The organism is Microbacterium sp. LKL04 (assembly GCF_900102005.1).
Lineage (GTDB): Bacteria > Actinomycetota > Actinomycetes > Actinomycetales > Microbacteriaceae > Microbacterium.
Genome location: NZ_LT627736.1, coordinates 2,797,992 through 2,821,400, shown reverse-complemented (window position 1 = coordinate 2,821,400; position 23,409 = coordinate 2,797,992). Strand labels below are relative to the sequence as shown.

Below are 23,409 nucleotides of genomic sequence, written 5' to 3'. Positions count from 1 at the left end.
GGAAGCGATAGAAGCACCTGCTCGAGATCGGGTGTCCGCCGCGGCGGAGAGGAGCGAGCAGCGTATGCCGATCACGTGAGGGCCACGCTACGGGGAGGTGCATCGCTGTGGCGGCATGCATCGGCGATGCCCACGCGACTGCCAGGGCCTGCCCAGGCTCGGGGCTAGCTCTCGCCCGATCGCGCGGACGCCGTTTCGGGGAACTTCTGCACCGGGACGATGACGACGTCGTGCATCTTCCAGTCCAGCTCACGGCACTCGGCGCTCGCCCGCTCGAGCTGGGAGAGGCGCGGCATCCGCCCCTTGCGCGGCCTGACGAAAGCCTCGACGTGGAAGAACTGGCCCTGGTCGCGGGTACGGGTGCGCACCTCGTCCACCCATCCGAGCGACGACAGGTGATCGTGGATCCGGTCGATGTCGGGATGCGGCTCCACGTCGTCGAAGGTCGTGGCACGGGTGTCCATCAGGTCGGTGATCGAGCCCTTCGTGTTCTTCACCCCGTCCCACAGGATGCTGCCCGAGATGAAGATCGCAGCCGCGGCATCCGCCCACCAGAGTCCCAGCCCGATGCCGCCGACACCGACGATCGAGCCGACCGCCGTCATCCAGTCGGCCTTGTTCATGTCGGCATCGGCGTAGAGGACCTTGTTGTGCAGCTGGCGCGCCAGCCGCATCTTCACGCGGCCGAACCAGATGGGGAGCGGGATCGTCGCCGCCATGACGGCCATCATGAACCAGCCGAGCCACACCGACTGTCCGAAGATCTCGACCGAGCCGATCGGCGGACGCTCGCCGCGGACGAGGGTCGACGCGGACTCGATCAGCAGGAACGCGCCCATGGTGAGCAGCGCGACCCCCGCCACCAGGTGCGCGACGCCGACCGAACGGAAGTATCCGTAGGGGTAGCGCGGGGTCGCCGCTCGCGACATCACCCTCACGGCGACCAGGAACGCGATCGGCGGGGCGAGCGAGAGCATGTCCTCGATCCACGCGGCGCGCATCGCCTGCGAGCTGCCGGTGACGATGCCGACGACCGGGATGGTGACGGCGAGGAAGGCGATCGTCGCCCACTCCATCCGCACGGCTCGGCGAAGCGCCTTCCGACCGGCGTCGTCGAGTCCCTGCTGCAAGGCGGTCCGCGTCATCGCCGACCCTCCTCACGCAGGAAGACCTCGAGGTCCATGAGGAAGCCGTTCTCCCCGGCGCGGGTGAGCATGACGTGCTTCTCGGTCTCGCCCGACGCACGCGTCACCTCGCGGTACACGTCGCTGACGGCGGCCTTGTCGACCCACGGCGTCGTGTCGGTGAGTCCGCCCACGACGATGTCCAGCTCGCCCGCGTGGAGGGCGTCGACAAGGACCTCCTCGGTCCCCTCCCGCCAGCGGACATCCGCACCGTGCCCGGCCGCGTACTCCTCGACCAGGGCGACCTCCGTCCCCGACGGCTTATCACCGAGCTCGGTCCAGGGTGGATTCTCGGTCACGCCCACTCGCAGGACACCGCCCTCCGCGATGCGCTCGAGGGTGCTGTCGGCGTCGGCGGGACGGACCCCGCAGCCGGACAGACCGAGTCCGACGATGAGGGATGCGGCTGCAGCCGCACGCGCGCGACGTGACATGGGAACCTCCATAGGCACCCTACGAACGGGACGGATCCTCCCCCGCCGGGGTTGACAGCTCCCTCGGGTCGCGTCAGCCGACCCGCTGCTCCTCGATCGGCGAGGACGACGAGCGCCCGTTGACGTCGAGGTACAGCTGCCGCTCGGTGACGGACACCGTGATCACGTTGCGTCGTTCGAGAGCGGATGCCGCATCCTCGACGAAGTCGCGGTCGAAGCTGAACAGCGGGATGTCAGCCGCGCGATGGATGATCTTGCCCGCCCACGCCTGTGCGAGCCGGTTCGGCTCCCGCTGTGTGTACACGGCCACCCGATCGGCCGCCTTGCTGCCGGCGTGGAGGCGCGCGGCATCCGGTGCACCCACCTCGATCCACGCGGTGAGCCGACCCGTCGCATCGCGCACGAGGACGGCGGGCTCGTCCGTCGCCGAGATCCCCTCGCTGAAGGCGATCCCCTCCTCGTACTCCAGGGCGTACGCGAGCACCCGCAGGAGGACGTTCGCGGCCGTCTCGGATGCGTGTCGCGCGATACGCAGGGAAAGCTCCTCGTACACGCCGCGATCGACGTCGGCGAGCTGCACGGTGAATGTGTGCATCGTGGATCCGATGGCCATCCTCCGAGCCTAGGCGGGGGATGCCGCACCCAGACGCACGGGTCATAATGGTCGCACCCCATCCGATGCACTCAGTCAGGGAGTCGTGTCATGCCCTTCCACAGCAAGGAGATGCTCGAGCAGTGGCTCGAGGAGTTCGCCGCGCTGGGCTACTCGATCAGTGATCGCGTGAAGGTCATCCCGCAGGACGGTGCCGATGGCCTCGACACCGGGCTCATCTCGCTGAACCTGCTGGACTCGATGACCCTCACCTACATCCAGCCCGAGCCGCTGGGCTCCATCCACTGGGGCATCACGTTCGAAGCGCGCGACGTCGACCTCAAGCTGAACCCCGGGCGCACACTCGAGCTCTCGAGCGAACTCGCGATGGTGTCGATCCTCTGCACGTTCTTGCAGACCAAGTCCCTCGCCGAAGTCGAAGCGGTGGCCGGCACCGTCGAATCCGGATCGCTCGGTCTGTGATGGACGGCGACCTGCAGGCCGAACTGCGCGAACTGCAGGCGAGGGCATACGGACCCGGTGGTGGCCTCGGCGACGACCCCGTTGCGCGACGGCGTCTGAACGAGCTGGAATCTCGGGCCCGTGCCGAGCAGCGCCACCCTCGGATCGTCGACCAGGTTCCTGCGCCGACGCGCACTGCGGCGGTGAGTCCGGCGGCGCCCATTCAGCTCCCGCCGGCCCCGACGGTACCCGCCGCGGTCGCCGCCACCGCACGAGCCGCGCAGCGCCGTGCCGCGCCCCCGTCCGGGGGTTCACGGAAACGTCGGCTCCTGACGGGCATCGCGTGGGCCGGATCGCTCGCGATGGTCGCGACCGTCGCGGTGGGCATCACCGCAGCCGCCAGTGCACGGGTGAGCGGTGCGGGCGCGCCGACCACGTCCGGCGCCGCCATCACCCACGTGACGACACTCGCGCTCGACCCCGAGCGCAGCTGGCCGGAAGCGCTCAGCGCTCCACCCTCGGACGGGCGCATCTACGCGGCCCTCGCCGGAATGACCCCCATCGTGGCTCAGTACGACACCGGGTTCGGGGACAAGGCACAGTGCATCCAGGTCCTGCCGGACGAGGCCTGGAGCGCATCCCCCGAGGACGGCTGGTCGGGTGCCTGGTACACCAGTTGCGCTGCAGAGCCGTTCGCTCCGGCGGCGAGCGTCATCGTGTCGGACGAGACGCCGGCCGAGCTCCGCGAGCGGTTCCGGGAGGGCACCCGCCTGCAGTTCGTGCTCGGCGACGGCGTCGTCGAGGTCTACTCGGCCGACGCTCCCACCGGCGAAGCGACGGGTTGATCGAGAGGGACAGGCGTCAGGCGCGGCATCCAGCACCGCACCCGATCCCGGTAGCGGCGGAACTCTTCGCCGAATCGCGCCTCGAGGTCGCGCTCCTCGAGCGGGCGGATCGCGCCGTTCCACACCACTGATCCGCACACCGCATAGATCACGACGATCCACGACGAGAGCATCACCCCGACGGCGATGCCCTGCGTGATCCCCGCGACCGCCATCGGATTCCGGACGAACCGGTAGGGGCCACGGATCACCAGTCGTCGCGCCGTCGCGATCGGAAGCGGAGTGCCGTCCCCGTGCGCGGACATGACGGCACCGGACCACAGCCCCACAGCGCTGGCGGCGACGAACAGGACGGCCCCGCCGATGCGCACCCCGGCGGGAACCGGGACGTGCAGCATCCACCGCGTCTCGACCCAGACCAGCAACGCCGGAACGGCCCCGAGCGCGAGGCCCCAGAAGACGACGATCTGCCCTGCCGTCGCGCCGACATGGCGCCTCGTCGGCAGACCGGCCTTCGCGGGACGGATGCGGAAGGGTCCGACCATGAGCCAGTGCGTGGGCGCGGAACCGTGCAGGATCACGACGCAGGCGAGGACGGATGCCGCCGATGCCGCCGTCATGAGAACGGCTCCCCACCCCGCCGTCATGGTCACGAGCGCGAAGACACCGAGGAATGTCGTGACGCCGATGGTCCACGCCGTCGCGACGATCACGGCGATCCGCTGTCCGGTCGCTGCGATCGCCGATGCGACGACGAACAGCGGCACGTCCCACAGGGCCATCGCGACGGGGTCGATCGTCGCAAGCGTCGCCTCGCGGACGACGGGCACCGTGAAGACGGCGACCCACCAGAGCGCTCCTGCTGCCGCCTGGAGTGCGAAGTAGGTGCGCGCGACGGCGGGGGTCAGGCGGCCTGGTAGGTGAGGCAGTCCGCCGACTCCGCTCCTGGTCCGACGCGCACCGCGGTCGCGGTGCACTCGAGCGACGAGTTGAAGACGCACTCCGACCGCTGGCACGCGCCGACGTGGCTGACGACCTTGTCGAGGCCGCCCTTCGTGCCGAGCGGGATGAAGGTCGCGCACTCGGCGTCGCCGGGAGCACCACCGATGGTGACGGCGGCGGCGTGACAGTGCGAGTGGTCGTTGTACGAACAGCCGAGGGCGTTGCACTCGGACACGCGGGGCAGGTCGTCGAGAGTCATGCTCATGGGAGCCTCCTTCAGGGGTCGTGCCTCGAGAGTACGCGCCGACCCCCGCGGTTCGGACAGCCTAAGTTCCACCTTTCTCCCCGGTCAGATCGGGAAAGTTCTGTTAGGTGAGCCTGACCTTCGCACGGCGCCGCAGCGCCCCGCGGAAGACCTCTGCTACCACACAATCCACCGGTTTTACATCTGGTCCCGTGCAGAGCCCGGGCGGTGGTAGATTTCCGGGAATCTCGCCGTGGGCGGGAAACCCCGGGTCGGACCCGAATCTCGACACGGGCGTCGAGGGTACGGTTCGACGCAGGCGCGTCGGATCGGAGGGGTCAGCCGGCTGGGCGCCGAAACGTCGCGCCGGATGTCCGCTCGTCCCGTTCAGAGGAGGGGGAACGCGATGGCACTCGCCGCGATGTCCGCCGACCTCCCCCCTTCGCTTCTCCTGTGGCCTCAACTCGCGTTGACCCACGTCGAAGAAGAGCTGAGCGCCGGAACACGTCCTGCCCGGTTGGTGGTGGTCGGCGCCGCGGGCTCCGGTAAGAGCCCCCTCCTCGACGAGATCGCCCTACGGGTCTCCCACGTCGAGGACACCCTCTTCGTGGACGATGCGCACCTTCTGACCGATGACCAGATCCGCGTCCTCGACCGGCATCTCGACGACCCCGGCGCAGGACTCATCATCGGCTGCCGACCGTGGCCGTGGACTCCGGCGCTGACGGCCCTCATCCGCCGCATCGAGCAGTCCCGACCGGCCTTGGCGGTGGGACAGGTCGACACCGAGGACGTCGTCCGCGCCGTCGAGCGTGCCGGCCGGTCGATCGACACGGGGTGCATCGGAGCGATCGTCCGAATGGCGGCATCCGTCACCTGGCTCGTGCAGCAAGCACTGGCGGCCCACGGTGACGGATACTGCAGCGACCCCTCGCACGAGCGCATCATCCGTGCCGTCGGAGAGGTGATCGCGTTGCGGATCGACACACTCGAACCATCCGTCGCCGCCGTCGTCCGCCGCGCAAGCCTCGGCGGTGACGAAGACCTGCCGGCTGCGACCGACGAGGCCGTCGCCACGGCGCTCGCCATCGGGCACGCCGAAGGACTCCTGCTGCGGGGAGGTCGCCCGGTGCCGATCGTCCGCACGACCGTCACCCGGACGACACCCGTCGCCCAGCTGATCGAGGCGATGGATACGTCGGCGATTCCGTCTCTCGACGCCGAGGTGGCAACATCACTCGGCCACCATGTCGACGCCCGCCTCGCTCGGGTCCTCCAGGCTCACGCAGACCAGGCCGCCACCCACGACCTGGCTCGGGCCACGGAACTCTACGATGCCGCACTGGCGGCGGGGGCGGATCCGAACCGCATCGCGCTCCGGAAGGCGCGCATGGCGTGGGCGCGGGGCGATATCGACGAGGCTGCCTCCTTGGTCGACGAGGTGGCGCTGTCGGCGACAGGCGACGATCACAGCGAAGCGCTGCGCATCCTCGGCTCCGCCTGGAGTGCGCGCGGATTCCTCCGCGCGAGCGCGATGACCTACCGAGCACAGCCCGGTGACGACTTCCTTCTGCATGCGCAGGGCGCCGTGGCCTCGTTCGGCACAGGCGACCCCGCTCCCCTGCTCACCGCGGTCGAACGCCTGAACGCCGGAACCGGAGGCGTCCCGACGACGCTGAGGGTGGCGCACGCCAAATTGATGCGGGGTCTGGCGGCGTCGCTCAGCTGGCCGTCGGGCGGCGCGTTCGATGAACTCGTGCGCGCCAGCGAGACCTACGGGGACTCGGCGGAGGACGGCCCGGTGCCCGAACTGCCGGCAGTGATCGCCGCGATCGGGGCGATCAACCTCGGGGAGCTGCAGACCGCCGCGAACCTCCTGGGTGACGCGTTGATGGACGACCACGGCGGCCCCTGGGCGCGCTCGAGGCTCCTTCTCTGGGCCGCCTGGGTCGCGGTGCACCGGCAGCATCCGGAGGAGTCGGTCGCCCGCCTGGCCGACGTCGACGCGTCGTTCCTGCCGCTCAGCAGCCGCGAGATCCTCATCCGGGATGCCGTCATGCTCGCCCATGTGCGCCGCTACGGTTCGATCGACGAGCTTCGCGCCCTGTGGATGCGGGTGCGAGACGACGTCCGTCACGTCGAGCCGGACCTCTTCCTCCTCCACCCTCTGCGGGAGTTCATCGAGACAGCCCCGGTGTTCGATGACTCCGAGCGCGTCGCGCCCGCGCTCGACGCCCTGAACGGCATCCTCCACGGCCTCGGTAACCCGCTGATGTGGTCTGTCCCGCTGACCTGGTCGTCCTTCCAGCGCGCACTGTTCGCGCGGGACTCGCATAGCCAGGCGCAGACGGTGCGGGCCCTCGCCGCCGTCGCGCGCGAGTCGCGACTGGCGGGGGCGCTGTCGGCGGCCGCCACCGAATGGTCTCGGAACCGGGTCGACGAGGGCGCTGCGGAACGCGTCGAAGATGTGGCGTCTCGCCTGGCCGAGATGGGCCTCGGGTGGGAAGGTGCGCGACTGGCGATCGCTTTGTCGGAACGCTCTCGCGATCGCCGCACAGGTATTCGGCTTGCCGCGTTCGCGCGGACGTTGCACCCGAACGCGGCTCCGGGGACGACGAGCGACGATGTCGCGCTCGGGGACAGCGGGCTCCTGAGCGCGCGCGAGCGAGAGGTCGCCGCCCTCGTCCTCAGCGGCATGACCTATGCCGAGATCGGCGAGGCCATCTTCATGTCGCCGCGAACGGCCGAGCACCACATCGCGCGCATCCGCCGTCGCCTCGGTGCGACATCCCGCACGGACCTGATCGCCAAACTCCAGGCGATCGTCGGCAGCGAAGAAGGCGGCACGGACAGCAGCGCGGGACGCTGAGGAACGGCGATGAAGGGGCGGACCCCCTCGGGCCAGTTCAGTGGGGACTGCGGCGTGAGGGGGTCCGCGAAGCCATCCGGGACGCCAGAGACGAACACGTTTGGGGACAATGCGCGTCGAGACCGCTTGGGGAACGGCCTGGCAGCCGTAGGGGGATGGCCCTCCAATGCTAAAGGAAAGCGCGCTCTTTCCGGATACAGATCCGAGAAATCTTGAGGTGAGTGACCTCACCTCACGCCGCGGGACACCCGATCGCCGACGACGCGACCTCGACCCGCTTCAACAGGGGCGTGTGGAGGAGCTCAGGTACCGCCGCGTCGGGCGGGACGTCCGGTCCGGCGATGAACCGGAAAGTCAGGACGTGCGAGCCCCCCGGTTCGACGTCGACGCGCCGGGTGACGAGGATGCGGCCGCCGTCATCGGCGTCCACGGATGCCGACGGTGCGCCGTCGAGCGACACCCCACCCGCGTACCACCCCGGCGGCGTGACGACCGTCAGTGTCGGCGAGATATGGCCGGCGGCGACACCGTAGAAGCCACCCCCGGTGACGCTGACCGGCAGGATCGCGGCATCCCGGTTCGTCAAAGAGTTGGCGAGGGAGACCTCCACCTCGACCTCGCGGAGACCGTCGGCTCGACACACCCCCGAGCGCGTCGCGAGTCCGACCGTCAGGTAGGGGGTGAGCTTTCCGCCTGTCGCGTCGTTGAAGTACGCCGCGAAGGCGTTCGGGCCGGCGGCATCCTGCCTCGCGAGCGGACCGGCCAGCGCGGTGCCGGCGAGGATCACCTGCTCGTCGGCATGCCGACTCCACACCGAGATCCGTCCCTCGTCGACCGCTCCCACGAGCCCGGGGATCATCGCGGCGGGGCGGGCACGTTCGGTGACAGCAGTGAACACGGCAGCCGCGGCATCCGAGAACAGACGCCCTTGTGCGTCCTGGTCGAGCGTGCGGTACGGCTCGACCAGGAGGCGGTCGATGACGTTCTTCTGATCCAGGACGCCGGCCGGCGTTTCGACCGGGCCGATGGCTCCGAGGATCGCCGAGAGGACGACGGGGTCCATCGAGACCACGACGTCCGGTACGGCCTCGCCCGACTTCTGCCACCACGCCGACGCGAGCTCGGCGGTCACCCGGAAGTCGGAGGTCATCGACGCGTTCTGTACATAGCGACCGATTCCGTCGCCCAGAGAGCGCACCTCCGCGGCGGGCACCGTCGTCAGAGGGGCCGCGACCGGCGAGAACTGAGACGAGTCGCGCTGAGCCCCGAGTGAAAGAACCCCGTCGCGGGCCCGCAGTTCGAGGAAGGTGCCCGTGATCCCGCCGCCGGTGCGCAGCTCTGCCGTGTTCTGGAGGACGACCAGGATGCGGCGGTCCCCCTCGGCACCGAGGATCGCGGGCACCAGATCCGCCGCCTGCGAGGCACCGTCCGTCAGCGGCTGGAGCGCGTCGACCGCGTCGACGACACGGCCGACGCCGCCCGCCAGCTGCGGCACAAGGGCGTTCCGATCGATATCGACGAGGTCGTCCGCGACGTGGTCGCGCGACGCCGCCGCACGGGCGAGGGAGGGAGCCGCGTGTCGCAGGACGCGGACCGCGGCCTCGGCGTCGGCACCCTCGAGGTCCCGCGCCGTGTCGAGTACGGCGGGGGCGACGCCGTCTGCGACGTCGACGACCGCGGTGGCGGCTCGTCGTGCGGCGGAGAGGTTCGGCCCGATACCCGGAAGGGCCTCGGCGGCGAACCACAGCGGGTCGTCCGGGATCTCGTGCGAGATCCCGTCGACGAGCCGGTCGGCCGCAGCTTTCGCGCCCTCGATGTCACCCGAACCGACGGCCTCGGCCGCGAGCGCGGCATCGTCGCCCGCGGCATCGAGCGCCTCTGCGAGATCCCAGGCCGACCGACCGACGTGCACGGCCGCGGCCGCGGTTCCGATGAGGAGGAGTGCGCCGGCGACCAGAACGAGTCGACGGCGCCTTCTCACGATTCGACCCGGCGGCGACGACGCGAGACGAGGACGGCACCCGCGACGACCGCGGCGGTCCCCCCGACGGCAGCAGCGACAGGCCACTGGCCGCCCGTCTGCGGCAAGCCGCCGGAGACGCCGCCCGACGCGACGCCGACAGGCGTCGCACAGTCGTCGGAGTACCCCGGGTAGGCGAGCGGGACGTCGATACTGTCATCCCCGACCCGCAACTGGGCGGTCACGTCTCCGGTAGTCCAGGCCGCGGCATCGTTGCGCGGCTCCCACCCATCACCGGACCGCACCCAGCCCGGCAGAGCCTCGACGGTGCCGTCGCTCGCAACCTCGACACCGGGCCAGAGGATGCTGCCGGAGCCTTCACCCGAGGCATCCACTCGGAGCGGTACGGCGATCTCCTGCCCGTTGCCCCGGATCACGAGCTCGGCGGTCGGTGTCGACGGCGCGGCCGCGACGACCGCGGCCCGGACCGTCGACAGTGCAGCCAGAGCGGTCGACACCGTCACCGGGCCCGTCGATAGGCTGCCCGCGGACGCCGTCGCGGCGACGCGCACGATCGAGTAGCCGATCGTCGGCGCCTCATTCACGCACAGTGCCTGCACGACAGAGCCGTCGAGCCCGTCCTCGGGCGGGCTGCTCGGGACGTACGATCCGTCCGCGGCGTACGCCGACGTCGAGCCGGCTCCTGCGATGACAGCGACCACGATCGCGGCACGCCAGATGTTCCCCCACATGTCAGCCTCCCCAAAGGCATTTCGAGATCACGCCTCAGGCAGGCGCGCTCGATGTACAGGCGCCACGTTATCCCCGATCCGGCGGATGGGCCTCCCGTGTTTCTCCCGGAACCCCTAATCGGACCCCCTAGCTGTCCCCCAATTGGGGGACAAGCAGATTAGGTTTGTCCCCCTATTGGTGGACGCCCGACTCGGCTGTAGCGTTCGGATATCGCCGCCGTCGAGGCTTTGGGGAGTCGAAACGGCACACGGCGGAGCAGAGGAAGTGGCGCGAGCTTGGGGGCCGTAACCATGTCTGCCTGGGCTCTTCGTACGTCTTCGTTCGCGCAACGAACACGTACGAAGAGCCCACATACCGCGCGACGTCGGGGGCGGCGCGCGGCGGTCGCTGAGCGACCAGGGGGAGAGAGTGCGGTGACCGAGAGGGTCGGCTCACCGCGCAGACGCCGACGGGGACCGGCGTCAGTAAAAGGGGACGGCGGATCGGTTCCGCACTGGGGCACAGGTCAGGGGCCGGTCGTTAATTGGGGGGATGGAACGTTCATGGGGACAGAACGGAACACGAGTGCGCGCCGACTTCGTCGCGCACTCGGCGCAGGACAGCTCTGCGCCGCAGGCCTATCGGTGCTGCGAACGCGGCGGGGGGTCTGATGGCCATTCGCACGGTGACTTCACCGATACGGACTGATGCCCACCTCACCGATGCATCGGGCGCGTGCGACCTCATCGCCGCCACGATCCATGATCGTCATCTCTTGCCCCTCGCCGTGGTCCCGGCGACGCTCGACCATTATCCGACCGCATCTCCTGCGGGAGGCATCCGGCACCTGACCCTCGTCGACGACGGGCCGATGACGTCGCGCGCGCGGCGAGCAGCGGGAGCGGATCGGCCGCGGTGGCACGGCAGCGATCTGATCGGCGGCGTCCTGGACCGCGCGAGCGCCCAGCGCTGGCGCGTGGCGGTGGTGGGTGGAACCCCCGACATGCGCGAGACACTCCACCGGCGTGTGATGGCCGGCTGGCCCGGTGTCGCACTTATCGGCCACTGGACGCCGACGCCTGAACAGGTCTCGTCTCCGGGCGCGTCCGCGGAGATTGCGGAGCAGCTCCGGCACACCGACACGGACCTCGTGATCGTCTGCGTCGATCGTGCCTCGCAGGAGCCGTGGATCGAGACGTTCGGCGAAGCCACGGGCGCACGCGTGCTGCTGGCTGCCGACACGGTGATGGATTTTCTGACAGGTCGAGTCGTGCGCGTCCCCCGGTGGGTCGGACGAGCCGGACTCGACAAGATGTGGCGGCTCATGCTCGAGCCGAAGCGATCAGCGACGCGGGGCCTCATCGAGGAACCGCAGGCCTCTCTGGCCGACCGCCGGTCCTCGGCTCATCACGATGCATGATCCGTCACCCGCACGCGGGCACGGCCGGACCTCCCCCCGTCCGTCCGTGCCCGCCTGATGGGTCGTTGAGGACCCCTCCGGCGCCCGCCTGAGCGGATCCCTACGCGCACAGTCGCGCGACAGGGCCATCCGCTCGTCAGCGGAGAACGCAGGTGCTCAGCGAACGATCTCCGCCGCCGTCGCAACCGCACGCCGGGTCCCGGTCAGGAGCGCGATGACGCGACCCTGCTCCGCATCCGTGAGCGCATGGTGGACCGGGAGGACGAGCGTGCCGTCCGTCAATCGGTCGGTCCCGGGCAAGCCCTCCGGCGGAGTGAGCGAACGGTACGGCGCCTGCCGGTGCGCGGCCGGCGTGCCGCGGCGCGCGAACACCCCTGCGTCGTGGAGCGCCGCGAGCAGCTGGTCGCGCTCGAGCGGATAGACCCGCTCGACCTCGACCCAGAGGTCGAGGTCGTTGCCGGTACCCCACGCAGGATCGGCGACGAGTCGGAGGCCGGGGACGCCCTGCAGCTCCCGGCGATAACGATCGGCGATCTCGCGTCGCCGACGAAGGATCGCGGGAAGCCTCATGAGCTGCACGAGACCCACCGCGGCCTGCAGATCGGTCATCCGGCAGTCCCAGCCCACTTCCACATACTCCTCGGCCGGCGGGGGCAGGACATCGCCGCCATCGTGCGCGGCAGCATCCTTCGCGTGCCCGCGCAGACGCCTCGCTCGCGTGGCCCACCGCGCGTGGCTCGTCGAGAGCATGCCGCCCTCCCCGGTGGTGAGGAGGGAACGGTCGCTGAACGACCAGGCCGTGACCTCGGCCGTGGCTCCCACCGGCCGCGCGCGATAGGTCGATCCCGCGGCGCACGCGGCGTCCTCGATCACGATGATCCCGAGCGGATCCGTCACATCGCGGATGTCCTCCAGATCGACGGGGATTCCCGCATGATCGACGACGACGACCGCCGTCGTGACCGGAGTGAGAACGCTCTCGATGGTCGCCCCCGTGACGGTGCCGGTGTGCGGATCGACATCGGCGAAGACGGGCGTCGCACCGACGTGCCGCACGGCGTTCGCCGTGGCGATGAAGGCCAAGGACGGAACGACGACGTCGTCGCCGGGTCGCACGCCCGCCACGATCAGCGCCAGCTGCAGCGCAGCACTCCCGCTGGCGACGGCCACGGCATAGGGCGCCCTCATGACACGGGCGAACTCCTCCTCGAAGCGGGCGACCGTCAGCCCCTCTGCGATCCATCCTCCGGCGACGACGCGAGCGACCGCCTCGGCCTCCTCCGGACCGAGGCAGGGAACCATGACCTCGATGATCGACTCAGCCACGATCGTCATCCCGCACGAGGCCCGTGCCTGCAGCTCGACCGGCGACCGGGATACCGGTCGCGCGGCTCGTGGTCATGCCGCGACCCCGGCCGAGCGGCGCGCAAGCCGCAGGGGCTGCGGCACACCGTACGCAGCCAGGCTCCGGGCCGCGGCATCCAGGATCGACAGAACGCGCAAGCCCGCCGCCCCGCTCGTGCGCGGCGCGCGCTTCTCACGGATCGCCGAGGCGAATTCTGAGACCACGGCACCGAGGGCTTCCCGCTCCTCGACAGCCTGTGCGCGGATGCCTCCGATGCGGAATGTGTCGGCGGCACGACGGTCGCGCGCGGTCGCACGCGAGATCGACGAGACGTCGACCCCCGGGTCGTAGACGCTGAGACGCTGTTCCGGATCGAGGTCGTCCCAGACGAGCGTGTGGCGCGTCCCGCCGATCACCATCCGACGGGTGCGGGTGGGACTCAGCCAGTTGACGTGCACGTGCGCCATCGCTCCCCCGTCGAGGGGCATCGAAAGATGGCCGATGCACGATTTGCCGGTGTTCGTCGGATCGGATCCGTGCGCTGCCACCGAGGTCGCCTGCAGGCCGCCGGGCAGGATGAAGTCCATGATCGACAGCTCGTGAGGCGCGAGATCCCAGAACACGTCGACGTCGGGCTGTGTGAGGCCGAAGTTGATGCGCACACTGTCGATGAAGAGGATGTCGCCGAGCGCACCGCCGGCGATCAGCTCGCGCATCTTCATCACGGCCGGTGTGTAGCACTGGGTGTGGTCGGTCATCAGCACGAGGCTGCGTTCGGATGCCCGGCGCACCATCTCGGCGCCGCGTTTCTGCGTGTCGGCCAGGGGCTTCTCGACCATGACGTGCTTGCCCGCGTCGAGAGCCGCCATGGCGATCTCGTGGTGCGTGGCGGCAGGGGTGGCGATGGCTATCGCATCGACGAGCGGATCCGCGAGCACCGACCCGACCTCTGACGTGACCGGGGCCCCTCCCACCGCATCAGCCACCCGACGCGCACGATCGATGTCGACGTCGCAGATGGCAGCGAGGTTCCACTCCCGATTGGCGCGCAGATTGCGCGCCAATTGAGGCCCCCAGTACCCCGCACCGATGACGGCGATGTTCAATTTCCTGCTCACGTGTGTCCCCCCACATTTCCCCAAGTCGTGCACGCTCCCCAAGAGCGTCCCCTCGCGGCTCACGCCGCAGCCCGGACAGCGCCGTCGCCGGTGCCGTCTCGGAGCCTTGTCATCGCGGGGGTTCGGGCCCCCGCCGCGAAGTCGTGCGCCGGCGCGCGAGTCGCATCGCCAGGCGCCGATAGGTGCTGTTCGGAGCCCGGCGCGGATCGGATGGGCACGAGAACGATCGGCGCGCAGGTGGCCACGAGAACGATCGGCGCATCGGTGCGCTCGCGGCTCGCCGCTCGTGCGACGGCTGTCCCCACTGTCCCCATTGCTCTTCCCCAGTCGCGAACACCCCGAGCAAGAGGTGTGTGCGTTAGACCGGCTCCGGCGACGATCCTATTCGTCGCCGGTGTGCACGCCTCCCCAGGCGGGCACGACCGGTGTCCCCGTCGATATGAAACCAGACCCGGGCGCTGCGCACAACACGATTCGTCACACGGATGAGGAAGACCCGCCCCGCGGCCGACATTGGGTCGCCCGAGTGCTTAGCCCCACCCACCGAGGTACGCGGCGACATCGGGCTCGCCGGCCAGGAGCCGGACCCCCTCGACGCGTTCCGACACGTGCGGGAACAGGTCTTCCCGACCCCACCGCCCCTCTCGCGCGGACGCGCGCAACGAGCGGATGCGCAGGAGCACATCGTCGTCCTCGTCGAGGATGCTGACGGTGCCGATCCCGTCGCGCGCGATGCGCTCGAGGAGGTCATCGAGTCGGCGATCCACGCGCACCTGCCGGACGATCTCGATGTGCAGCCGCACGCGGTCGAGGCGCCCCCGGGCGTCGATGAGGGCGGCGGCATCCACCCACTCCGATCCGGGGACGGCCGCGACGACGGAGTCGACGCTCACGAACGTGGCGCCCTCGGACGCTCCAGGTGGTGCGGTCACCGCGATGTCGACGTGCGACGAGGGCAGCCCTCGCGGGCGGGTCCTGGGGACCGGGATGAGGCCGGCGAGCAGGATCGCCTCCGCGTTCCGGGTCACACGATCGTGGTCGTCTCGGGCCCCGGCATCCGGTCCGTCGTGCCAGGCGACCGCCTCGGGAACGTGAGCGAGAAGGGCCCCGCTCAGCCACGCCCGGTACGTCCACTCCCAGTCCTCGCCGCCATAGGAGCGGAACGACTCGTCGAAGCCCCCGGTCGCGTCGAAGACGACGCGGCTGCAGGCGAGGACCGCACCGATCGTGTGCCGATAGCTCCGATCGTCGGCATCCAGGAGGTTGCGGGATCGGTCGTAGGCCTCGGCGAGCCACGCGGGCTCGGGCAGTTCGCGCCCCGTCACGACGGAACGGACGTCTGCGACCGGCGCCACCCCGGTGAGGTCGGCGTGGCGCCGCCGCCCGACCGTGACGACGTCGGGGGCGAGCCCCGGCATCCGCGTCAGCTCGCGGACGAAACCGGGCTCGGGAACGGTGTCGGCATCGAGGAAGACGAGTACGTCGCCGGTCGCGTGAGCCGCACCGAGGTTCCGCACGGCCGCGAGCCGGAACCCTTCGTCAGCGTGGCGAACGAGACGAACCCCCTCGGGAACGTCCGGTGCGACGGCCGACCCGTCGTCGGCGACGATCACTTCGAGGCGGTCCGCGGGGTGATCCTGCCCGGCGAGGCCCGCGAGGCACCTCCCGAGCTGTTCGGGCTGCTCGTAGTGGGCCACGACGACGGAGACCGACGGGGCGATATCGGGCGTGCGCCCGTCGAGGAGATCCCAGCGATTGCCCGGCAGTGCGATGCCCCCCGTCATCACGCCGCCCACCAGCGGACGTACGCGGCGGCCACGTCGTCGAGTGTCGGCGCCAGGGAAACGCCCGCTGCCAGCCGAGTGGATGCCGGATCGCGCCACGCGTCGACGAGTCGATCGGCGAGGTCGTCGGCGCTGTATCGCGCGAGCGTCCCCGGCCGCAGCTCGTCCATCTCCGCCGCGTACCGGGAGTCGACGACGAGCGGGCGCCGCCCGGCTTCGACCCAGTCGAGCATCGACCGCGAGGCCGACACGTGTTCGTGGGCTGCGAGCGGGATGCCGGGGGCCGCGAGTTCGCGGGCGAAGGCGTCGTCGCCCAGGAATCCGGTCACCTCGACGGCGACCCCTAGTGCCGCAGCCTCTTCCCGCAACTGCTCGACGTCGGCCTCGTGCCCGCGTGAGGGTGCGCCGATGGCGCGAACGGCGACGACCTCCGGTCCGTCGCCGCGCTCCCGCAGCACCTCGGCTGCGCGGGCCGCGGCGATCACCGCGGGACGGTGCCCCTTGCCGGGGTAGATGAAACCGGCGATGAGCACGCGGAGGTCGCTGCCTCCGGTGACGGCTCCGACGGGAGGGATGCCGGTGCGCGCCCCCAGGGCGATCGCGTGCGCGTGGGCGGAGCCGGGGAGGTACTCGTCCATCAGGTGCTGCTCGTGACGACTGTTGACGACGACCCGATCCGCCGCGGCGATCATGCGCGCATAGGCAGCACGGCGTCGGTCGAACATGGTGCCGTCGGAGGGCTGCGGGACGTCGTGGAGCGTCATCGTGAGGCGGCAGCGTCCGGCCCACCGCTCGACGACGTCGGCGGCATCCTCCGGCCGGGAGCCGAACAGGCGATCCGTGGCGTGGAGATGGACGCGGGTCCCCGCCTCGACGTCGTCGAGGGCAAGATCCCCGGACGCCACATCGGCGACTCGGACGACCCTCGCGTCGGGGTGCGCAGCCGTCACTGCCGCGGCGACGTCGTCGCCGTACCGGGTGACCCCGTGCCCCTCCGGACCGAGGACGAGCAGGACGGGCGGCGCAGAGATCACTCGGCATGGTTATCCGCCCGTGGGGGTGAGGTCAAGCCCCCCTCTCGGCTACCGCTTCATTGCGTACGGTCGGGGCGTTCAGGCGCACCCATTCCACACTGGTCGGCGCGTTTCCCTCTGCTCGGCGCGATGGCGCCGGAAGGAGCCACGTGGATACGACGATGCGCATCGACCCGCCGACGGGAGCGGGATCCACCGCCGCGGTGACGATCGTCTCCGTTCCTGCGGGTCATCCGTACGTGCAGCAGGCCACCGCGGATCCTCGCGTGGCGGTGCTCGACGATCCGATCGCGCCCGGCTCGGACCCCGCGGTCTGGTGGCCGCCGGCAGCGCTCGATCCCGCCTGGATCCGCGCCTACGCCGACGAGGCATCTCTCCTCCACATCCACTTCGGCACGGAGTCGTTCCCGCCAGGGCACCTGACCGCATGCCTCGACGCGGCCCACGCCGCCGGATGGCCCGTCGCGTTCACGCTCCACGACCTCGAGCACCCGCAACTGGGCGACAGCTCCGCCTACCTCGCGCAGCTCGACGAGATCATGGCGGGCGCCGACGCCGTCACGACGCTGACGGTCGGCGCGGCCCGCGCGGTGCGCGAACGGTGGGGTCGGCACGCCACCGTCATCCCGCACCCGTCGGTCCTCCCCCGCGACGCGACCATCGAACCGGCCGTCGGTGCGGGGCGCGTCGTCGGCGTCCACCTGAAGGACCTCCGGCCCAGCGTCGACGGACCGGGCACCGTGCGGACGCTCGACGCGGCACTCACCGCGCTCCGCGACGCAGGGCACGACGTCCGCGGCGAGGTCCGACTGCACCAGCGGGTCCGGGATGCGGATGCCGCAGCCGAGGTACGTGCGCTGTGCGCGGCATCCGACGCCCTCGATCTCGTCGAGCACGAGCGGCTCGACGATGCCGGGCTCTTCGCGGCGTTGGCGCGACTGGACGCCTGCGTCCTGCCCTACCGGCACGGCACGCACTCGGGATGGCTCGAACTGTGCTGGGACCTCGGCGTCCCCGTCGCCGCCCCGAAGGTGGGGTTCTTCGCCGAGCAGCACGACGACGGCACGGTCGCGTCGTTCTCGCCGGGCGACGCGACGGGGCTCGCCGGCGCACTGGCCGCGCTGTGGACCGCTCCCGCGTCGCGCCCGGCGAGTCCCGCGCGGGATGCGCTGGTCGATCAGCGCCGTGGTGTGCGCTCCGTGATGGATGCCGCAATCGCCCAGCGTCATGCGGAGCTGTATCTCTCGTTGCTCGAAAGCCGCACCGCGTGAGCGCCCGCCCGCTCCGCATCGTCGTCATCGCACCGCTGCGCTTCCCCATCCGCCGCCCGCACGCCGGGGGTCTCGAATCCGCCGTCTGGGCCGAGGTCGACGCCCTCCGCCGTCGCGGCCACGAGGTCACGTTCATCGCACCGGAGGGGTCGGACTTCCTCTCGGACGCGAGCGTGTTCCGCCTGCCGCCCGTCGTGTGGCCCGAGGGCGCGCGGCCCACCGACAAGACCTGGCCCGAGAGCTACCACCGCGAGAGCGCGCCGGCGCTCGGTCGCGCCCTCGACCGGATCGCCGCGCACCCCGAGCGGTACGACGTGATCTCGAACCACTGCCTCGACGCCCTGCCGCTGCAGCGGGCGTCGCAGCTCGGCGTACCCATGGTGACGACCCTGCACACGCCGGTCGACGCACTCGCGGTCGCCGCGCACGCCGCGGCCGACGGCGGCGGTTCGCAGTTCCTGTCGGTGAGCACGCACACGAAGACGCAGTGGGATGCCGCCGGTGTCCCCTCGACGCTTCTGCCCAACGGCGTCGACCCGCGGGCGTGGCCCCTGGGTCCCGGCGGCGACGACCTCGTCTGGTTCGGGCGGATCGTTCCCGAGAAAGCTCCGCACGTCGCGGTGGAGGTGGCGCGGCGTCTCGGGCGGCGCCTCGTGATCGCGGGTCGTATCGGCGACGAGGAGTACGCCCGCGAGGTCGTGTTCCCGCGCCTCGGCGGCGGTGTCGAGTACGCGGGCGAGCTCGCTCCGGCGCCGCTCGCGGACCTCGTGGGACGCAGCGGCCTCGCCCTGGCGACGCCGGCGTGGGCCGAGCCGTTCGGACTCGTCGGCCCCGAGGCGCTCATGTGCGGAACGCCCGTCGTCGGCTTCGCCGTCGGCGGTGTCCCCGAGATCGCTGCGGCGACGATGGGCATGCAGCTGGTCGCTGCGGGCGACGTCGACGCGATGACGGAGCGCGCGGCGGCGATGCTGCCGAGCGGGAGGGATGCCGCGTTCCGCGCGGTCGTCCGCGAGACCGCCGAGCGCCGCTTCTCGCTCGACCTGCGCATCGACGCCCTCGAGGCGAGCTTCGCGCGACTGCTCGCGACGGAGAGCGCCGCGTGAGCGACGGCGCGCCCCGACTCGGGTGGTACGTCCACAACCACGGCCGCGGGCACCTCACCCGCCTGCTCGCGATCGCCCCGCACCTGGACGCCGCGGTCGACTGCCTCAGCAGCCTCCCTGCTCCGCCCGGTCTGCCCTCGGGGTGGACCTGGACCGTCCTCGAGCGCGACGACGACGGCGGCGATCCCGTCGACCCGACCGTGGACGGGCTGCTGCACTGGGCACCCATCGGACACGTCGGTCACCGCTCTCGACTCTCGGTCATCGCCGCTGCGGCGACCGCGCGGCGGTGGGACGCCATGGTCGTCGACACGTCCGTCGAGGTGACGCTCCTCGCCCGCCTGCTGGGGCTGCGCACCGTCGTGGTGACGCAGCCGGGCAACCGTGTCGACCGCCCTCACCTGCTCGGCTTCGCGGCAGCCGACACCGTCCTGGCACCGTGGGCGCGCGGTATCCTGTCGCCTCCGCACCTCGAGGCGCTCGGCGACAAGGTCGTGCACACGGGCGGGATCAGCCGTTTCTCGAGCCGCTATCCGCGGAGCGGGCGCTCCGATGAGGTCGTCCTGCTGGCCGGAGCGGGCGGGTCCGCCGTGGGGCCGGCGGCGATCCGGGATGCCGAGAAGGCGACGGGTCGGCCGTGGCGAGTCCTCGGGGGCAGCGCCTGGGCCGACGACCCCTGGGAGGCGCTGACCTCCGCGGCGGTCGTCGTCTCGTACGCCGGCCAGAACGCCGTCGCCGACCTCGCCGCCGCACACGCTCCCGCGATCGTCGTCCCGCAGGATCGTCCGTTCGACGAGCAGCGCGAGACAGGACGCGCCCTTCGCCGCGCCGGCCTCGCTCAGGTCTCGGACGAATGGCCCGACGCGGCGGGGTGGCCGGAGCTCGTCGACCGCGCGTCGACCGCGCAGCCGGAATGGGAGCGCTGGGAGGTGGCGGGCGCGCCGGAGCGTGCGGCCTCGGCCATCGTCGACACCGTGCGGGGCGACCGATGAGCATTGCCGTCGTCAGCATGTGCTCACTGCCGCGTGTCGAGCACCTGCGCGCGCAGTTACGGGCCCTGGCGGGCGTGCCGGACGTCCGCCGCATCGTCGTCTGGATCGGCGACGACGAGCCGCCGGAGCTGGACGCCGAGACGGTCCTCCGGGTGCCTCCTGGACCCGAGGGGCTGCGACTGGCCGCCGGGCGCAACGCGGGCGCCGCCGCCGCCGAGGGCGCCGAGTTGCTCGTCTTCCTCGACGCGGACTGCATCCCGGGGCCCGACCTGCTGCGCCGTTACGGCGAGGCGGCAGGGCGCCACGCGGATGCCGTGCTGTGCGGACCGGTCACCTACCTCGCCGAGGGGGTCACGGCATCCGACCCCGCCGACCTGGTCGCTCACACCGCACCGCACGCGGCTCGCCCGATGCCCGCCGACGACGAGGATCGTGTCGCCACCGACGCGGAGTACGCACTGTTCTGGTCGCTCTCGTTCGCCCTCACGCCCGAGACCTGGCGGCGCATCGGCGGATTCGACGAGGCCTACGAGGGGTATGGCGGCGAGGACACCGACTTCGCGTTCCGGATGCGGTCGCACGGAATCCCGCTCGTCTGGACGGGCGGAGCGCACGCCTACCACCAGTACCACCCGACGTCATCACCCCCGTGGCAGCACGTCGACGACATCCTCCGCAACGGCGCGCTCTTCCATCGACGCTGGGACGAGTGGCCGATGACCGGGTGGCTCGAGGCCTTCGAGCGCGGCGGCGCGGTGGTGAGGGATGCCGCCGGCTGGCGGCGTGCCGACGGCATCCGTTCGTAGCCCCCGTGCGCGGTGCGACCCGACAGGTCGTATCCTTCGCTCATGGCAGACACGGGGGTGAAGACGTGGTCCCGAGGGCACCGCACCCGCGAGATGACGCGCGTGCTTCGACCGGCCGGCTTCGAGCGCCGCGGCGACGAGTGGATCCTGGACACGTCCGAGCTCCGGTGGTGGGTCCACCTCGGCACGGCAAAGTGGGACGCCCACGAGCACGAGCTGGCCGTGGGTTCCCTGATCCTTCGGGACGGCGAGCCCGACTATGACGCCCCTCACCCCGCCACCTTCGGGCTGAGCGACCTGCCCGGTGCATCCCGCCGCCGGTATCTCGACACGGACGAGGCTGCCCGCGATCCCCTCGTCCTCGACACCGAAGCGCTTCTGATCCCCCTGCTCGCGAGGCTCAGGACGATCGATTCGGTGATCGAGATGTGGCTCGCCGGGGATGTCGCGGCGGGAACCGTCTCGGACAGTCGGCCGCTGCAGGTGTGGCATGCGTGGCTCCTCGCGAAGAGCACGGACCGGTACGTGCTCGCCGATCGCGCGCTGAGGATCGCCGAGACCGTGCGGTGGACGCCCGACGCCCGGCGGACCCTGGCCGACCTGGGGATGCCGATCGATCGACCTGCGGGGCGTGCGAAGAACCTCACGGCTGTCGACCGCGTGGTGCAGCGGGCCTACGTCCGCAGGTTCAGTCCGTACGCCGACGCGGAGCGCCTGCCCCTGTGAAGGCGGGGGTCGAGCCCGCTCAGCGCCTCGGCACGTAGGTCTCGGCGGTCACGCCGGAGGCGAACGAGACGCGATCCACGAGCTCCAGATCCAGCGGCTCCTGCAGCCCCTCGAACAGCCGCGGACCGTGCCCGGCGAGGCGAGGGTGGACCACGAACGTGTACTCGTCGATGAGCCCCCAGCCCGCAAGCGTCGTCGCGAGGGTGACGCCCGCCGTGTACAGCCCGTCTCCCGACGTCGCCTTGAGCGACTCGACCTCCGTGCGCAGGTCCCCGGTGACCAGCTCGGCGTTCCAGTCCACCGAGCCCAGCGTCGACGAGACGACGTACTTCTTCGCGGCGTCGATGGTGTGCGCGAACGGTTGCATCCACTCCGGCCGCCCATCGGATGCCGGTGGACGCCAGGCATCCTCCATCATCCAGTAGACGGTGCGGCCGAACAGGAGGGCGTCGGCGCGGGCGATCTGCTCTGCGGCGTGGGCATGCGTCTGCGGATCGGGGATGCCGGCGAGGTGGTCGACGCACCCGTCGAGGGTGACGTTGATGGAGTAGCGGAGGGGGCGCACAGCGCGAGGCTACGCCCGGACCCCTGCCCCGCGCATCAGCCGATCGACCGCCGCCGTGCGCGCGTCAGAACGACTCCTCGAACCAGGGGTCGTCCTCCTCGTAGGGGTACTCGCCGATCGACGCCGGCGGATGGACGAGCCGGTCGTTGCGACTGAGGAGGTCCATGACCGCGGCCTCGTCGTCCAGGCGGACCGCGAAGCCCGTGTGCGGCGTCGTGTAGAGCTGGCTCGCGGGGCCGATGAGCATCGACGAGGTCGCCGCGCCCTCGGTGGTCGAGATGGGGACGGTGATGAGGTCCGAGGCTTTCTGCTCCGCGAGGCTCTTCGCGTACCGCATCACCGCATCCGCGATCGCGTCCGTCGTCACGACGTAGCCATCGGAGTAGTGCAGTTCGAGCATTGGTCGATAGTGCGGGCCGTTCGCGTCACGCAGATGGGGGTCGCGCCCCCGGCATCCGTCTCCTACACTGCGGCGTCTGCGGAACGGGTCATCGGTACGTGCGGAATGCGGTCCTCGACGTAGGACGCACCGCTGACGACGAACCCGAAGCGGCCGTACCAGTCCGCGAGGTGCTCCTGCGCGTCGAGGACGAACGGGCGCGAGGCGTCCTGGGCGATCGCGTGATCGATCGCGAGGCGCATGAGGTCGGCGCCGACACCTCGGCCGCGGGCGGCGGCACTCGTGACGACGCGTCCGATCCGCCACCGCGTGCCCTCATCCAGCACGCGGAGCGTTCCGAGGACCTCGCCGTCCTCCTCCGCCCACGCGAGGAGCGCGCCGGGCTCGATGTCGCGACCGTCGAGCTCCGGATAGGCGGCCTCCTGCTCGACGACGAACACGCCGACCCGCAGCCACATGATCCGGTAGAGGGTCGTCGCCGGGATCTCGGCGAGCGGGGACAGATGGATGCCGACGGTCACCGCTTCACGCTACGCGAACCCGGCCACCACACTCACCCGGTGCTCGCAAGCCCCTGCCGC

23 protein-coding genes are annotated in these 23,409 nt (G+C 70.9%); 9 read left to right on the top strand and 14 right to left on the bottom strand.

The features are described 5' to 3' along the window. Positions 1-164: 164 nt before the first annotated feature. From BLP38_RS13755 to BLP38_RS13745, 3 genes are all read right to left on the bottom strand, one after another. Positions 165-1,145: a cation diffusion facilitator family transporter gene (locus BLP38_RS13755; RefSeq protein WP_091359090.1), complete on the bottom strand. Its 981-nt coding sequence runs from the start codon at positions 1,143-1,145 to the stop codon at positions 165-167. Next, on the bottom strand, positions 1,142-1,618 hold the full coding sequence (locus BLP38_RS13750; RefSeq protein WP_091359916.1) for a transporter substrate-binding domain-containing protein: 477 nt from the start codon (positions 1,616-1,618) through the stop codon (positions 1,142-1,144). Before BLP38_RS13750 ends, BLP38_RS13755 begins: the two co-directional genes overlap by 4 nt. Before the next feature lie 73 nt (positions 1,619-1,691). Continuing rightward, positions 1,692-2,231 (bottom strand): YaeQ family protein, encoded by a 540-nt coding sequence (locus tag BLP38_RS13745; RefSeq protein ID WP_091359086.1) that lies wholly within the window; start codon positions 2,229-2,231, stop codon positions 1,692-1,694. Positions 2,232-2,321: 90 nt separating this feature from the next. On the opposite strand from BLP38_RS13745, the gene BLP38_RS13740 reads away from it, so the two are divergent. Beyond that, positions 2,322-2,693 carry a hypothetical protein gene (locus tag BLP38_RS13740; RefSeq protein WP_091359083.1) on the top strand — a complete coding sequence of 124 codons (372 nt, stop codon included), beginning with the start codon at positions 2,322-2,324 and terminating at the stop codon, positions 2,691-2,693. Next, entirely contained in the window at positions 2,690-3,517 is an 828-nt protein-coding gene (locus BLP38_RS13735) for a hypothetical protein (RefSeq protein ID WP_157681117.1), read from the top strand. The genes BLP38_RS13740 and BLP38_RS13735 overlap by 4 nt, the downstream gene beginning before the upstream one ends. Here BLP38_RS13735 and BLP38_RS13730 read toward each other — a convergent pair. Next, positions 3,478-4,494 carry a methyltransferase family protein gene (locus BLP38_RS13730; RefSeq protein ID WP_331710084.1) on the bottom strand — a complete coding sequence of 339 codons (1,017 nt, stop codon included), beginning with the start codon at positions 4,492-4,494 and terminating at the stop codon, positions 3,478-3,480. The genes BLP38_RS13735 and BLP38_RS13730 overlap by 40 nt on opposite strands. Next, positions 4,422-4,724, bottom strand: coding sequence for a DUF1540 domain-containing protein (locus BLP38_RS13725; protein WP_091359073.1), 303 nt, complete (start codon positions 4,722-4,724; stop codon positions 4,422-4,424). The genes BLP38_RS13730 and BLP38_RS13725 overlap by 73 nt, the downstream gene beginning before the upstream one ends. 385 nt (positions 4,725-5,109) lie before the next feature. On the opposite strand from BLP38_RS13725, the gene BLP38_RS13720 reads away from it, so the two are divergent. Further along, a complete protein-coding gene (locus BLP38_RS13720) occupies positions 5,110-7,572 on the top strand; it encodes a helix-turn-helix transcriptional regulator (RefSeq protein WP_091359069.1) in 2,463 nt (820 codons plus the stop codon). A 232-nt stretch (positions 7,573-7,804) separates the two neighbouring features. Here the strand turns inward: BLP38_RS13720 and BLP38_RS13715 are convergent, their stop codons facing one another. Both BLP38_RS13715 and BLP38_RS13710 read right to left on the bottom strand, forming a co-directional pair. Continuing rightward, positions 7,805-9,553, bottom strand: coding sequence for a DUF4012 domain-containing protein (locus tag BLP38_RS13715; RefSeq protein ID WP_091359065.1), 1,749 nt, complete (start codon positions 9,551-9,553; stop codon positions 7,805-7,807). After that, positions 9,550-10,284, bottom strand: a complete 735-nt coding sequence (locus BLP38_RS13710) for an LPXTG cell wall anchor domain-containing protein (RefSeq protein ID WP_091359061.1) — start codon at positions 10,282-10,284, stop codon at positions 9,550-9,552. The genes BLP38_RS13715 and BLP38_RS13710 overlap by 4 nt, the downstream gene beginning before the upstream one ends. A 755-nt stretch (positions 10,285-11,039) precedes the next feature. On the opposite strand from BLP38_RS13710, the gene BLP38_RS13705 reads away from it, so the two are divergent. Beyond that, entirely contained in the window at positions 11,040-11,684 is a 645-nt protein-coding gene (locus BLP38_RS13705) for a WecB/TagA/CpsF family glycosyltransferase (RefSeq protein WP_231916522.1), read from the top strand. Positions 11,685-11,840: 156 nt separating this feature from the next. Here BLP38_RS13705 and BLP38_RS13700 read toward each other — a convergent pair whose 3' ends face one another. The 4 genes from BLP38_RS13700 to BLP38_RS13685 form a co-directional block, all read right to left on the bottom strand. Next, positions 11,841-13,019: a DegT/DnrJ/EryC1/StrS family aminotransferase gene (locus tag BLP38_RS13700; protein ID WP_091359057.1), complete on the bottom strand. Its 1,179-nt coding sequence runs from the start codon at positions 13,017-13,019 to the stop codon at positions 11,841-11,843. Between the two features lie 63 nt (positions 13,020-13,082). Beyond that, positions 13,083-14,147, bottom strand: coding sequence for a Gfo/Idh/MocA family protein (locus BLP38_RS13695; protein ID WP_091359053.1), 1,065 nt, complete (start codon positions 14,145-14,147; stop codon positions 13,083-13,085). Between the two features lie 530 nt (positions 14,148-14,677). Further along, positions 14,678-15,931, bottom strand: coding sequence for a glycosyltransferase family 2 protein (locus BLP38_RS13690; RefSeq protein ID WP_091359910.1), 1,254 nt, complete (start codon positions 15,929-15,931; stop codon positions 14,678-14,680). Continuing rightward, on the bottom strand, positions 15,931-16,965 hold the full coding sequence (locus BLP38_RS13685; RefSeq protein WP_091359050.1) for a hypothetical protein: 1,035 nt from the start codon (positions 16,963-16,965) through the stop codon (positions 15,931-15,933). Before BLP38_RS13685 ends, BLP38_RS13690 begins: the two co-directional genes overlap by 1 nt. Positions 16,966-17,114: 149 nt before the next feature. Here BLP38_RS13685 and BLP38_RS13680 point away from each other — a divergent pair, with 149 nt between their 5' ends. Genes BLP38_RS13680 through BLP38_RS13660 form a run of 5 tightly spaced genes read left to right on the top strand, consistent with a single transcriptional unit; the run spans position 17,115 to position 21,863 of the window. Beyond that, on the top strand, positions 17,115-18,236 hold the full coding sequence (locus tag BLP38_RS13680; protein WP_091359045.1) for a hypothetical protein: 1,122 nt from the start codon (positions 17,115-17,117) through the stop codon (positions 18,234-18,236). Then, positions 18,233-19,339 (top strand): glycosyltransferase, encoded by a 1,107-nt coding sequence (locus BLP38_RS13675; protein WP_091359040.1) that lies wholly within the window; start codon positions 18,233-18,235, stop codon positions 19,337-19,339. Before BLP38_RS13680 ends, BLP38_RS13675 begins: the two co-directional genes overlap by 4 nt. Continuing rightward, complete coding sequence (locus BLP38_RS13670) at positions 19,336-20,331, top strand: glycosyltransferase (protein WP_091359035.1); 996 nt, start codon at positions 19,336-19,338, stop codon at positions 20,329-20,331. The genes BLP38_RS13675 and BLP38_RS13670 overlap by 4 nt, the downstream gene beginning before the upstream one ends. Further along, complete coding sequence (locus BLP38_RS13665) at positions 20,328-21,137, top strand: glycosyltransferase family 2 protein (protein ID WP_091359031.1); 810 nt, start codon at positions 20,328-20,330, stop codon at positions 21,135-21,137. Before BLP38_RS13670 ends, BLP38_RS13665 begins: the two co-directional genes overlap by 4 nt. A gap of 42 nt (positions 21,138-21,179) precedes the next feature. Continuing rightward, positions 21,180-21,863: a hypothetical protein gene (locus BLP38_RS13660; protein WP_133398738.1), complete on the top strand. Its 684-nt coding sequence runs from the start codon at positions 21,180-21,182 to the stop codon at positions 21,861-21,863. 19 nt (positions 21,864-21,882) lie between these two features. Here the strand turns inward: BLP38_RS13660 and BLP38_RS13655 are convergent, their stop codons facing one another. The 3 genes from BLP38_RS13655 to BLP38_RS13645 all read right to left on the bottom strand — a co-directional run bounded on the left by BLP38_RS13655 (position 21,883) and on the right by BLP38_RS13645 (position 23,349). Beyond that, on the bottom strand, positions 21,883-22,428 hold the full coding sequence (locus BLP38_RS13655; RefSeq protein ID WP_091359024.1) for a dihydrofolate reductase family protein: 546 nt from the start codon (positions 22,426-22,428) through the stop codon (positions 21,883-21,885). A 64-nt stretch (positions 22,429-22,492) separates the two neighbouring features. Further along, the gene (locus BLP38_RS13650; protein WP_091359020.1) at positions 22,493-22,828 is read right to left on the bottom strand and encodes a hypothetical protein; all 336 of its coding nucleotides are present in this window, start codon (positions 22,826-22,828) and stop codon (positions 22,493-22,495) included. A 62-nt stretch (positions 22,829-22,890) separates the two neighbouring features. Continuing rightward, on the bottom strand, positions 22,891-23,349 hold the full coding sequence (locus tag BLP38_RS13645) for a GNAT family N-acetyltransferase (RefSeq protein ID WP_091359017.1): 459 nt from the start codon (positions 23,347-23,349) through the stop codon (positions 22,891-22,893). Positions 23,350-23,409 lie beyond the last annotated feature (60 nt).